This is a genomic window from Bacteroides sp. AM23-12, from assembly GCF_003434395.1.
Classification (GTDB): Bacteria; Bacteroidota; Bacteroidia; order Bacteroidales; family Bacteroidaceae; genus Bacteroides; species Bacteroides thetaiotaomicron.
On sequence record NZ_QTLF01000018.1, the window covers coordinates 35,530 to 48,840 of the forward strand.

Below are 13,311 nucleotides of genomic sequence, written 5' to 3' on the forward strand. Positions count from 1 at the left end.
GTTTAAAAGGTTAATCAATATTAGTATTAGTCTTTTATCACATTGACAAACAATGAGAAATCGTCAAAATTAAGTTCTGTGCCGTCTTTCACTTCATCTGCCAAATCAAGGGATGTTCCTAAAACCTGGTTACAAATATAAGTATTATATTCGTTCACCGCATCATCTGTTTGCGTATTTTTGGAGATTGTGATCTTTATTTTGTCCGTAATCTCGAAACCGCTGGACTTACGTATATTTTGAATACGATTCACCAATTCGCGGGCTATACCCTCACGACGCAGTTCTTCGGTAACAGTAACTTCAAGAGCAACAGTCAGTTTACCTTCATTGGCAACCAGCCATCCCGGAATGTCTTCGCTGAAGATTTCGACATCCGCAGCTTCGATCACAGCTTCCGCGCCATCCAGATTCAATGTATACTTTCCGTTCTTTTCGAGTTCAGCTATCGCTTCCTGAGACATTTCCGCTACAGCAGCAGCCACTGCCTTCATCTGTTTGCCGAATTTCGGGCCTAACTTCTTAAAGTCACATTTCACCTTCTTCACCAATACACCGGCATCACCATCCACAAACTTGATATCTTTTACATTCACCTCGTTCATGATCAATGCTTTCACTGCTTCGATGTGAGCTTTCTGTTCTTCATCCACTACAGGAATCATGATACACTGAAGCGGCTGGCGAACTTTGATGTTCACTTTACGACGCAATGCCAATACCATAGAAGTTACGTCCTGTGCCATTTGCATACGGGCTTCCAGTTCCTTGTCTATCATTTCTTCCTGATACTTCGGGAATTCAGCCAAATGAATGGAAACCACATTATCACGTCCTGTAGCAGTGATCAAATCCGTATACAGACGATCGGCATAGAACGGAGAAATAGGCGCCATCAGCTTCGCAACTGTTTCAAGGCAAGTATACAATGTCTGATAAGCAGACAGTTTATCCTGAGTAAATTCACCGCCCCAGAAACGTTTACGGTTCAGACGAACATACCAGTTAGACAGATTGTCATTGACAAAGTCGGAGATCAAACGTCCTGCCTTAGTCGGTTCATATTCATTATAGCAAGTATCTACTTCCTTGATTAAGGTGTTCAATACTGACAAAATCCAACGGTCAATTTCCGGACGCTCTGCCATCGGAACATCTGCTTCTTTATATTCGAATCCGTCTACATTGGCATACAGCGCAAAGAACGAATATGTATTATATAAGGTACCGAAGAACTTACGGCGAACTTCTTCGATTCCTTCAACGTCGAATTTCAAATTATCCCATGGAGATGAGTTAGTAATCATGTACCAACGCAACGGATCAGAACCATACTTCTCAATCGTAGTAAACGGATCGACAGCATTGTTAAGACGCTTGGACATCTTATTACCGTTCTTGTCAAGTACCAGTCCATTAGAGATCACGGCTTTATACGACACACTATCAAATACCATAGTAGCGATAGCATGCAGTGTAAAGAACCATCCGCGTGTCTGATCCACACCTTCCGCGATAAAGTCAGCCGGATATACTTCACGGTTATCCAGAATGTCTTTATTCTCGAACGGATAATGAATCTGCGCATAAGGCATAGCGCCGGAATCAAACCAGACATCAATCAGGTCAGATTCACGCTTCATCGGCTGGCCGTCTTCCGATACCAGAATGACATCGTCTACATACGGACGATGAAGGTCTATCTTATCATAATTTTCTTCGGTATATTCACCAGGTACAAAACCTTTATCCTTGTACGGATTGGATTTCATAAATCCGGCAGCTACCGATTTCTCGATTTCATTATAAAGTTCTTCTACAGATTCGATACATATTTCGCTCGTTCCATCTTCTGTACGCCAGATAGGCAGTGGAGTACCCCAATAACGGGAACGGCTTAAGTTCCAGTCATTCAGATTTTCCAGCCATTTGCCGAAACGACCCGTTCCGGTAGACTCCGGTTTCCAGTTGATCGTCTTGTTCAGCTCCATCATACGTTCCTTGCAGGCTGTAGAGCGGATAAACCAGCTATCCAACGGATAATAAAGCACCGGCTTGTCTGTACGCCAGCAATGAGGGTAGTTGTGTACATGCTTTTCGATTTTGAAAGCCTGATTGTTTGCTTTCATCATCATACAAAGAGCGACGTCCAAAGATTCGGCAGCCTGTGCTGCTTTCTCATCATATTTGCCGTCTACCATAAACTGCGGATCATAGGCATTCTTTACCCATGCACCCTGATATTCTTTGTATTTGTCTACCTCCACACATTCTTTCACGAAGTTTTCATCCAGTTCGTCCAGTATATAGAACTTACCGGTAAGGTCTACCATCGGACGGGTTTCGCCCTTCTTGTTAATCATGAAAAGTGATGGTATACCTGCCACACGAGCCACGTTCGCATCATCCGCACCAAATGTCGGTGCAATATGAACGATACCTGTACCGTCTTCTGTCGTTACATAATCACCCGGGATAACACGGAAGCCTTTATCACTTACTTTCCAGCTACCGTCTTCCGATACTTCAACCGGTTTCACCCAGGGAATCAGTTGCTCATATTCCATACCAATAAGGTCAGCACCTTTGTATTCGGCGATTACTTTGAATGGTACGAGCTTATCTCCTGCCTTATAATCTTCCAGTTTCAGATCAGCAGCTTTCGGATTGAAATGTGTATTTAATAAAGCTTTAGCCAGAACAACTGTAATAGGTTCTCCTGTATAAGCATTATATGTCTGAACTGCAACATAATCAATCTTTGGTCCTACACAAAGCGCTGTGTTTGAAGGCAATGTCCAGGGAGTTGTTGTCCAAGCAAGGAAGTAAGGAGTTCCCCACTCCGCCATTTCCGGTTTCGGATTCTTCATCTTAAACTGGGCAACAGCTGTCGTATCCTTTACGTCACGATAACAGCCCGGCTGGTTCAGTTCATGAGAACTCAGTCCTGTTCCGGCAGCCGGAGAATATGGCTGGATTGTGTATCCTTTATACAGCAAACCTTTCTTATGCAGTTGCTTCAGCAGCCACCACAATGTTTCGATATAACGATTGTCATACGTGATATAAGGATGCTTCATATCCACCCAATATCCCATCTGATGAGTCAGGTCTTCCCATTCCTTGGTATATTTCATCACGTCCTTACGGCAAGCAGCGTTATAATCTGCTACAGAGATTTTCTTACCAATATCCTCTTTTGTGATACCTAATGCTTTTTCTACACTTAGTTCCACAGGCAGTCCGTGGGTATCCCATCCGGCTTTACGCTTTACCTGGTAACCTTTCATTGTTTTGTAACGACAGAAAATGTCCTTAATGGTACGAGCCATTACATGGTGAATGCCCGGCATACCATTAGCCGAGGGAGGTCCTTCGAAAAACACAAACGAAGGGCAGCCATCACGTTCTGTCATACTCTTGGCGAAAACCTGGTTTTCGTCCCACTTCTTCAACACATCTTTGTTCACCTGTGAAAGGTCAAACTGCGAATATTCAGTAAATCTCTTACCCATAGCTATATCTACGATTTTACTATTTACAATTTACAATTTACAATTTGAGGGGTATCCCCATTTTTAAGGGTGCAAATTTACAAAAACATTTGTTTAGTTGAGCAAAAAGCAAGGACTTTTAATTGGAATCATGTGAAGTTATCGTTTATAAATGGATGTTGCATTAAACAAAACCGATATCTCCTTGTTTTAGTGGGAAAATAAAAAGCACTTAAGTTATGAATTACGGTATTAGTATTTTATTCAGAGCAATCCCTTTGGCGATGGCGGTCTTTTGCTTCGGATACGGAGCATTCATTTACGGTTATGGTGATGCGGGAAACCGTCTGGTGGCAGGTCCTGTTGTATTTTCACTAGGTATGATATGCATTGCGCTGTTCTGTACGGCAGCCACAATAATCCGGCAAATCATACATACCTATAATGAAGCGACAAAATACGTTTTACCTGTTGTGGGCTATCTGGCAGCTATCATAACAATTATCGGAGGTATATGCATTTTCAATAGTGCTACCACTACTTCAGCCTTCGTCGCAGGGCATGTCATAACCGGTGTAGGATTTATCACAGCTTGTGTAGCTACCGCCGCTACCTCTTCCACCCGATTTTCTTTGATTCCGGCCAATGCCAAAGCTACCGGAAATGAAGTGCCGGAGGGAGCGTTCTCTATTGGCCAAAGACGGGCAATGATCTTTCTCGCAATCGTCATTTCCTGTATCGCATGGATATGGGCGTTCATCCTGTTAAGTAACAGTCATTCCCATCCTGCTTATTTTGTAGCAGGGCATGTGATGGTAGGGCTCGCATGTATTTGTACCAGTCTGATTGCATTAGTAGCAACCATAGCCCGTCAGGTCCGGAACGACTATTCGGAAAGAGAACGTAACAAATGGCCGAAACTGGTTTTACTCATGGGATCGATCTCTTTTGTATGGGGCATATTCGTCATCCTTGCCGACTCGGGAAGTGCAAACGGCACTACCGGATACATCATGCTTGGCCTTGGTCTGGTATGTTACAGTATTTCCAGCAAGGTGATTCTGCTCGCTAAGATATGGAGACGAGAGTTCAAGCTGGCCAACCGAATCCCTATGATTCCGGTACTGACAGCATTAACATGCCTGTTTCTGGCTGCCTTTGTATTCGAGCTTGCTACCGTAAACACTGATTATTTTATTCCGGCACGGGTTTTAGTAGGACTGGGAGCTATTTGCTTCACACTGTTTTCTATCGTCAGCATCCTCGAAAGCGGTACTTCCGGAAAGGGTTAAAAAACATTCCTTTTATTGGTTTAAAAGGAAAGCCTCGTTGGTTTTAAACCAACGGGGTCTTGGTTTGAAACCAACTAAACAGTCTCCTTTTACTTCTTCAGCCGCACTTCATATACATCATTTCTACGATCCTTCAGATTGCGCACACTACCGTAAGTATGGAGTGCATTCAATAAATCCAGATCGACATCCGAAACCAGAATCATTTCCGTATTCGGAGTGGCTTCCGCCCGTTTTCCATCAGTCGGAAAAGCAAAATCACATGGAGTGAATACTCCCGACTGTGCATATTGAATATCCATATTATGAACGCGGGGAAGATTTCCGACACAACCTGCTATGACTACAAAGCATTCATTTTCAATCGCACGTGCCTGGGCACAAACACGAACACGGGAGTAAGCATTCTGTGTATCAGTCAGGAAAGGTACAAATAAGATTTGCATTCCCTGATCTGCCATCAAACGGGAAAGTTCAGGAAATTCCACATCATAACAGATCAGCACTCCGACCTTCGCACAATCTGTATCGAAAGTTTGCAGCAGTTTACCACCACTCAATCCCCAACTCTTGATTTCATCCGGAGTAACGTGCATTTTTTCATACATCTCATAAGTTCCGTCACGCCTGCAAAGGAAGCCTATATTATATAACAAACCATCTTCCTTTACATACGGCATACTTCCTGTGATAATATTGATATTGTAACTGATAGCCAGGTTTATAAAACGGTCTCTGATCTCATCGGTATACTTTGCCAATCCACGAATAGCCTGTGATTCTCCTTTATCATTAAACTTCGACATCAAAGGAGCGTTGAAATATTCCGGAAAAAGAACAAAATCACTTTTATAATCTGATACGGCATCTACAAAGAACTCCACTTGTTCGAAGAGGTCGTCCAATGTCTTGTAACTACGCATCTGCCACTGTACCAGTCCCACACGGACAGTCGTCTTTGGGTTGATATATTCCTGTGTAGGCGGCTGATAATAAATATTATCCCACTGCAACAAACAGGCATAATGCTTGGATTCCTCATCATTCGGCAAATAATTGGTCATTACCTTGCGAACATGGAAATCATTCGATAATTGGAAGGTAAGAACCGGATCATAAATATCACGCTGGCGTACCCGTGCGATATATTCTTTCGGGCGCATCTTATCGGCATATTTATGATAATTCGGAATACGACCACCGAACATGATAGCTTTCAAATTCAATGTTTCGCAAAGTTCCTTGCGATATTCATACATACGACGAGCCAGGCGCAAACCGCGGTATCCCGGATGAATAAATACCTCAATACCGTACAGGATGTTTCCTTCCGGATTATGAGTATTGAATGTTTCCTTACCCGTAACTTGTGCATACGTATGATCGTTCTTTACCTTGTCATAGTCAACTATAATAGAAAGAGCACAACCTACAATCTTGTCGTCAACGACTGTAACAATCTGCCCTTCCGGAAAAATACTTATTAATTTCTTTATCTGGGCATGAGTCCAGAAGACATCGCTACCATCAGAATAAACACGGGTAAACGATTGGGATAACTGTGCATAGTCTTCAATTTGAAGATTACGTATCTGTACTTTATTGATTTTAATAGGATGTTGTTCCATAACAATACATGTTTTATAAAAAGACAGTGCAAAGGTACAGCTTATACTTTAATAGTGTTTTTAAACCAATGAATATTTATCATTCTTACTTCAAAGTCTCCTATTCGATGTCTTGATTTCCTATACGCACAGTCCGGAGTATTCTATTTACTCATACTTGATTTTATTGTAAACCAACTGCATGTATTATTTGCAACTCTCACTAACATCAGCATGACCGGAACTTCTACCAATACCCCTACCACTGTAGCCAATGCTGCACCGGATTGCAAACCAAAAAGCGATATGGCCACAGCCACCGACAATTCAAAGAAATTGCTTGCACCAATCATTCCGGCAGGTGCAGCTATATTGTGAGGCAATTTCCACCATTTCGCCCAACTATAGGCCACAAAGAATATCAGAACTGTTTGCAACACAAGCGGAACAGCAATCAATACGATGTGCAATGGATTGTTCAATATGGTTTCTCCTTGAAATGAAAATAAAATGATAAGCGTTAATAGTAATCCGCCAATCGTATAATTATCAAACTTACGGATAAATACAGTATTAAAATATTCTATCCCTTTTCGCCGGATGACCAGTATACGGGTTATTATTCCGGCAGAAAGAGGAATGACAACAAACAATACAACTGAAAGCAATAATGTATCCCACGGAATCGTAACGCCACCTATACCCAATAAAAAAGCAACAATAGGAGCGAAAGCAACCAATATGATTAAATCATTCACTGCAACCTGTACCAATGTATAGGCAGCATCCCCTTTGGTCAGATAACTCCATACAAATACCATTGCCGTACAAGGTGCAGCACCCAATAAGACTGCCCCGGCTAAATATTCCTCGGCCAATTCGGCAGATATTAGAGACTTAAAAATAACGTAAAAGAATAGATAAGCTATTCCAAACATTGTAAAAGGCTTTATAAGCCAATTTGTAATACAAGTGATGATAATTCCTTTCGGACGCTTACCAACGTTTTTAATACTCTGAAAATCCACTTTCAGCATCATGGGATAAATCATTAACCAAATCAGGATAGCCACAGGTATAGACACATTGGCGTATTCTAATTTACTCAATGTTTGCGATATTGCCGGAAACCATTGTCCGATAGCAATACCAGCAACAATACACAAAGTTACCCAAACAGTCAGGTATCTTTCAAAAAATCCAATTCCTATATATTTTTCCATCCGATCAAGGCAGCATTACCTTTTGACAATTGTTCTACTTTCTCAATCCAATTCACTTCATTTTGCGCTTTCGCCTGCAAGAATGTATTTTCCGTATTTGTCATTGACAGGCAGGCATTTACTACCCACCATTTGTTATTAATTCCGGCACGTTGCAAATCCATTTGCAGGCGTTCAGCTTCAAACACAGGTGTCGCTTCAGGTAAAGTAACAATTACAACTTCCGTTTCCTTTGGATTACGCAAGCGAGGCAATAAATTGGCTACTGCTCCCGTAACTGCTCCTTGTGTACGTTCTACTTCTTTATGGTAGCTTTGGGTAGCATCCAAAAGCAACAATGTATGACCTGTCGGTGCTGTATCAATCACTACAATTTCATTGTCCGCCTTATCTACAATTTCGGCAAATGCCTTGAAAACTGCTATTTCTTGTGTGCATGGCGAACGTAAATCTTCTTCAATATATTCCATATCTTCGGCAGTCATGGTCTCTGCCGCTTTGCTACGAACTTCATTCTTGTAGTTTTCCAATACTTCCGCTTCATCAATATGACTGACTGTGATACCCGATTTTATAGCGATGTCATAGTTCAGATGATTTGCCGGGTCAGTGGTAGTAAGATGTACCTTTGCACCAAGTTTTATTAATTTCAGAGCTATTTCAGTTGCTAAGGTGGTTTTACCTACACCGCCTTTTCCCATTGTGAACACTACCCTCTTACCGGAAGTATAGAGGTCATTAACCAAATCGTCTATACTTTTGGCATCACTTATCGGCTGATAACAAATATCATCCGTTAGACTGTCGCTGTATAACATACGGCGTATATTAGCTATATCAGATAAATTATAAGAACGTAGAGGAACGCTGTACATAGGATATTCAGATAGTTCAGCAGGCATATCCTGTAATGCTTTTTGCTGCCTGTTATGCAGTTGTCGTGACACATCATCCGCTTCATTCAGTTGCTGTAAAATACCATTTATCACCAATAACTGATTTTTAATTCCCAATAGCTGTAATTCATGTGAAGAGCGGGCAGCTTCTTTCAATGGAGCAATTTCTGGACGACTGACCAATACTAACCGAGTTGCGCTTGTATCAGATAGGGTTTCTACCGCCTGTTTATAAATTCCTTTCCGTTCTTCCAAGCCTGATAACTGCCCTAAACAGGATGCACCATGGGTACTTTCACTAATAAATGTACTCCACGCAGATGGAAGCTGCAACATTCGCAATGTATGTCCGGTAGGTGCTGTATCAAAAATAATATGGTCATACTCCTTTGCTTTAACAGCATCGGTAATAAAATCTGAGAACTCATTAAAAGCAGCGATTTCCACCGTGCAGGAACCTGAAAGCTGTTCTTCCATATTCTGAATAACACTTTCAGGTAATTTTCCCCTGAAAGGTGCGATAACGCTTTCTCTGTATTCTGCTGCTGCCTGCTCAGGGTCGAGGTTTACAACAGTCAGTCCCGGCACTTCTGAAATAGCTGTACCGTGTCCGTTTAAGGATTGATCGAAAACATCTTGTAAGTTAGAAGCCGGATCTGTACTGATAAGAAGTATTTTCTTTCCCATATCAGCCAAGCCAACTGCTGTGGCACAAGCAATGGAAGTCTTTCCTACTCCACCTTTACCTGTAAAAAACAGGTATTTAGTCAGTTCTATATCGGATAAATTGAATGCTTTCATTTCTTTTTTAATATAAATCTGTTATACATTTATTTAGCGGGCATTAAATCTAAATTTACTCCCGTCCATTCACTCATTTGTTTAGTGGTAGGATAAACTTTAGAAACTGCAATTTCACCATCTACCAAAGTAATAGGTAAAGCTTCTGCACCATTCTTTTGAAGATATTCATTTACTGTTTTATTACTCACATACACCTGTGGTTCATCCCGTAAGTTGTGACGGATAACAATAACACCCTGTCTTTTCAATGTTTCGACAACAACTGCAATCCTCATTAATTCAGGATTGATATTTGTTCCACACAAACCTGTAGGGCAACACATTGCCGGGTCAAAAATTTCTATCTTTTTCATACTGTCTTTTATTTTAATTTATCAAATTGTTCAGAAATAAAAAACGACCGCATAATAGATTCCTATGACTATAAAGAGTATAGCAACAATTTTGCGAAACCATTTTTCAAAAATTTGTACGCTGTTATAAAACCGACCTAATCCGGCTACACTATACGCCAATATCCAAGCAACAAGGATTACAGGCACCCCTGTAGCGATAGCATATATTACGGGTAAAAAATACCCGCCCGTTTCTGCTGCCGCCAAAGGCATAAGTATACCGAAATAGAAAATTCCACTGGTGGGGCAAAAGGCTAGAGCAAACAAAATACCCAATAACAAAGCTCCCCAACTACCTTTTATATTCTTCTTTAGCCCCTCTCCGCCAATATTGATTTTGGGTATATTTAGCTTTATAATATCGAGCATGAATATCCCTATGATAATTAATACCGGAGCAATCAACATCTCACCGTATTTGCTTACCACCTTTTGAACCATATACATACTTGCCCCCTCACGAAGAACCGGAATAAGAATAAACCCAAGTACTGTATAAGTCACTATCCTGCCAAATGTATAAAGTAACCCATTTATGAATATACGGTGACGGTTTTCTATATCCTTACCTATAAAACCTATTGCCGTTATATTAGTAGCTAAAGGGCACGGACTGGTTGCCGTTAAAATTCCTAAGATAAAGGCTGTTATAACAGGGACAGAACTATTGTCTAATAGTGATTGAAGAAAATCCATCCTACAACTGTTTTAGCAATTCATCAACTTTATTTTTAATTCCCTCTTTAAATTTGTCCGGTGATTTTCTTGCATTGGAAAAACTGAACTCTGTCATGTTGTTTACATTTTCTTTTCCATCTTTCCAACCATTCACAAACAGGGACGACCAAGTAACTTCGTACTTGTCTGCAATTTGCCCATTTTCTTTTTTTGAAATATCTATAACCTTATAGATAATCCTATCGTCTGCCTGCTCTTTGGAATAAAGGCTATCCAAAAGGGCTACTATATTAGTTTCTATTGCCCGACAGGTGATACAACGCTGCGCTCCGTGGAAATAAAGCACCTCAATATGGTCAGGCTGCTTTTCTTCCATACTCTGTGCCTCTGTTTTTGCTTTTGCACCATTACCACAGGATATTAAGATAATGGTTGAGAATAGTAAATAAAAGAATTTCTTCATAACTATAGTATTATTGGGTTATCAATTCTTTTACTTCTGCAAGTGATAATCTTTTCCCAGCGGATACGATTTTTCCGTCAATGACTAAAGCCGGAAGACTTAAAACATTATATTCCATGATTTTTAATAAATCTTCCTCTTTGATTAATACGACATCGTAACCCAATTCAAAAATTGCTTGTTTAGTTGTTTCATACAATGCCTTACAGCCTGCACACCCGGTTCCCAATACTTTGATTTCCATTTTCTATTCTATATTAAAGTTTTTCTCTTAATCGTAATTCGTAGAACTACGAACAATATTCTCAAAAAAAAGTGCTGTTATCCACAGCACGATGTTCCTGTACATTTACAATCTCCCCAAAATGCTGCAAATAATTTGCGGGCAAGTTCCCAATTTTCCTTGTTAATACAATATCGCACCTTGGGCGTTTCTATTTCTCCCTGAATTAATCCTGCATCTTTCAGCTCTTTCAAGTGCTGTGAAACGGTTGCTTTAGCAATAGGCAATTCTTCGTGAATATCTCCAAAGAAACAACTTTCCTGTTTAGCCAAGAAACTAAGAATAGCCATTCGTGCCGGGTGTCCCATAGCTTTAGCAAAACGAGCTATCTGCTCCTGCTCTACTGTATACTGCTTTTCTTTCACTTCAATATCTCCTCTATATTTATTGTTCGCAAAACAACGAACAATATTTTAATCCGCAAAATTAATTCGGTATTTTTTCAAGGAGTAAGCATAAAATGTATATACCAGCAAATCACTTTTCACAATAACCACCTGTATAATAACGCATTACAATGACACTTCTTTTTTCTCAGCCGAAAGATTAAACACATAATACCGATTTCCAAAAGACGTATGCTTTGCCATATATCCCATGGCTGAAAGTTTCAGACCCAATTGACGTGCAGAGACTTCTTTCAAAGCTGCAGAGTTGAATTTACGCATCACTTGAAATATTTCAGCTGTTGTCAGCCAGATACCTTTTTCCGTTTCCAAAGGATGACGGAAACAACAATGAAACACATCTTCTAGTAAGGATTGGCGATAATATGCCTTGTTATGTTTCTGCAAAGCCTTTTCTTCTTCTTTGTTTAAATAATCCGGTGCGCCGGATTTCAGCTCTTCTTTCAGTTGCGCATATATTTGCTTATGCTCCAAAGGTTCTTCCGAAATAGGTTTTAACACCTCCACACACAGAAAACGACGACTTCCTGTGGAGTCAATCAATACCTGATAGACATTTGTTGTGGCTATAAAAGAAGCAAGACGGGACTCATTCACCCATCCCAGTCGCTTGCCGCGAAAAACGGGAACATTCACCATTTGAAGAAGATTCTTTAATGTAGCCTGTTGACTCTCTTTAATCTTATCAAATTCGTCTAAATTAATCAATCCGTTTTTCACGAGTTTCTTCTCCGGCGAACTACCTGCTGTCAGATTCAGATTATCAATAAAATAATGCCGTAATGAGTCGGGCATCAGCAATCGGCAAAAAGTACTTTTACTCAATCCCTGCTTCCCGCTTATCAATACAGGAGTAAGTACATTGGCGTGCAGACGTTCTTCCCCACTCCACTGTGAAAGCATTGCCCGTAACCAGCAACGTCCTCCTCTGAGCCATATCTTATTATCTGAAACACGTAACAATAAAGGAGTCACACGATCTACTCCATCCCAACCCGGCAATTCCTTTACATAAAGATGGAAAGGATTATAAGACTCCACTTTATTTGAAAGAATCATGGTGGGTACATCCCCTCTCCAGCAAGGTATTCCTTCCAGGCGGGCATCCACAATCATTCCATTCATTTCGCGTTCATCAATAGGTCGGAAACAGTTCTTTCCACTCTTCTCCCTATATTCCGTAGCTCCTGTCAGATTGTTATAACGGAAATCAAAATTGTCATTCAAATACTCTTTTAATTGCAAAGTCAACGATTGACTCCATTTATTAGATTTACCCGTTTTTTCACCTGCCTTCTCAAGCTCCTCCTTCTTCTTCAGTGTCTTTTGTTCCACGATTCCGGATACCTCGTAATTGGCAACTACCGGCTCCTGCATTTGTTGTTTCTGTGCAAACAATTGTTTTATTGTCTCTACCATTTCTCTAATTATTGTTTTCATACTTGCTGTTTTTTTAATTATTATGAGGTTTGAGACACAAAAATAGACTACCGAATACCGGATTTGCAAATAAGCCGACTCATTCTTTTTTGAAAAATGATCTAACAGAAATAAGCCTTTGGAGTGTTGTTTTTGATTAGAATTATTAGTAATTTTGACGCATCATATTAGGCGTAGCACCATTCGTGCGATAGCTGTCGCACATAATGAGCGACAGTTATTACACAATATGTGAGTTAGCTGTTGCACATAATGTGAGCCAATCAATAGAAAGGCACAAAATAAATAAAATGACTGCGTAAGTCTGCTAATTGATACGCACAAAACAA

At 40.4% G+C, this 13,311-nt stretch carries 11 protein-coding genes; 1 reads left to right on the forward strand and 10 read right to left on the reverse strand.

From position 1 onward, the window contains the following. Positions 1–26 precede the first annotated feature (26 nt). Entirely contained in the window at positions 27–3,515 is a 3,489-nt protein-coding gene (gene ileS / locus DW640_RS14900) for an isoleucine--tRNA ligase (RefSeq protein ID WP_074855613.1), read from the reverse strand. A gap of 218 nt (positions 3,516–3,733) precedes the next feature. Here ileS and DW640_RS14905 point away from each other — a divergent pair, with 218 nt between their 5' ends. After that, the gene (locus DW640_RS14905) at positions 3,734–4,786 is read left to right on the forward strand and encodes a DUF2776 domain-containing protein (RefSeq protein ID WP_016267528.1); all 1,053 of its coding nucleotides are present in this window, start codon (positions 3,734–3,736) and stop codon (positions 4,784–4,786) included. An 89-nt stretch (positions 4,787–4,875) separates the two neighbouring features. On the opposite strand, the gene DW640_RS14910 is transcribed toward DW640_RS14905, so the two are convergent. The 9 genes from DW640_RS14910 to DW640_RS14950 all read right to left on the reverse strand — a co-directional run bounded on the left by DW640_RS14910 (position 4,876) and on the right by DW640_RS14950 (position 12,982). Continuing rightward, positions 4,876–6,414 (reverse strand): carbon-nitrogen hydrolase family protein, encoded by a 1,539-nt coding sequence (locus DW640_RS14910; RefSeq protein ID WP_016267527.1) that lies wholly within the window; start codon positions 6,412–6,414, stop codon positions 4,876–4,878. Positions 6,415–6,557: 143 nt separating this feature from the next. Continuing rightward, a complete protein-coding gene (gene arsB / locus DW640_RS14915; protein WP_016267526.1) occupies positions 6,558–7,616 on the reverse strand; it encodes an ACR3 family arsenite efflux transporter in 1,059 nt (352 codons plus the stop codon). Beyond that, positions 7,601–9,313, reverse strand: a complete 1,713-nt coding sequence (gene arsA, locus DW640_RS14920; protein ID WP_055228750.1) for an arsenical pump-driving ATPase — start codon at positions 9,311–9,313, stop codon at positions 7,601–7,603. Before arsA ends, arsB begins: the two co-directional genes overlap by 16 nt. A 29-nt stretch (positions 9,314–9,342) precedes the next feature. Then, a complete protein-coding gene (arsD, locus tag DW640_RS14925) occupies positions 9,343–9,669 on the reverse strand; it encodes an arsenite efflux transporter metallochaperone ArsD (protein WP_008765660.1) in 327 nt (108 codons plus the stop codon). A gap of 30 nt (positions 9,670–9,699) precedes the next feature. Then, the gene (locus DW640_RS14930; protein WP_117578602.1) at positions 9,700–10,407 is read right to left on the reverse strand and encodes an aromatic aminobenezylarsenical efflux permease ArsG family transporter; all 708 of its coding nucleotides are present in this window, start codon (positions 10,405–10,407) and stop codon (positions 9,700–9,702) included. Between the two features lies 1 nt (position 10,408). Further along, on the reverse strand, positions 10,409–10,852 hold the full coding sequence (locus tag DW640_RS14935) for a nitrophenyl compound nitroreductase subunit ArsF family protein (RefSeq protein WP_055228748.1): 444 nt from the start codon (positions 10,850–10,852) through the stop codon (positions 10,409–10,411). A 10-nt stretch (positions 10,853–10,862) separates the two neighbouring features. Continuing rightward, positions 10,863–11,096, reverse strand: coding sequence for a thioredoxin family protein (locus DW640_RS14940; protein ID WP_055228747.1), 234 nt, complete (start codon positions 11,094–11,096; stop codon positions 10,863–10,865). Between the two features lie 77 nt (positions 11,097–11,173). After that, complete coding sequence (locus DW640_RS14945; protein WP_055228746.1) at positions 11,174–11,500, reverse strand: helix-turn-helix transcriptional regulator; 327 nt, start codon at positions 11,498–11,500, stop codon at positions 11,174–11,176. 147 nt (positions 11,501–11,647) lie between these two features. Further along, positions 11,648–12,982, reverse strand: coding sequence for a DUF3874 domain-containing protein (locus tag DW640_RS14950; protein WP_055228745.1), 1,335 nt, complete (start codon positions 12,980–12,982; stop codon positions 11,648–11,650). Positions 12,983–13,311 lie beyond the last annotated feature (329 nt).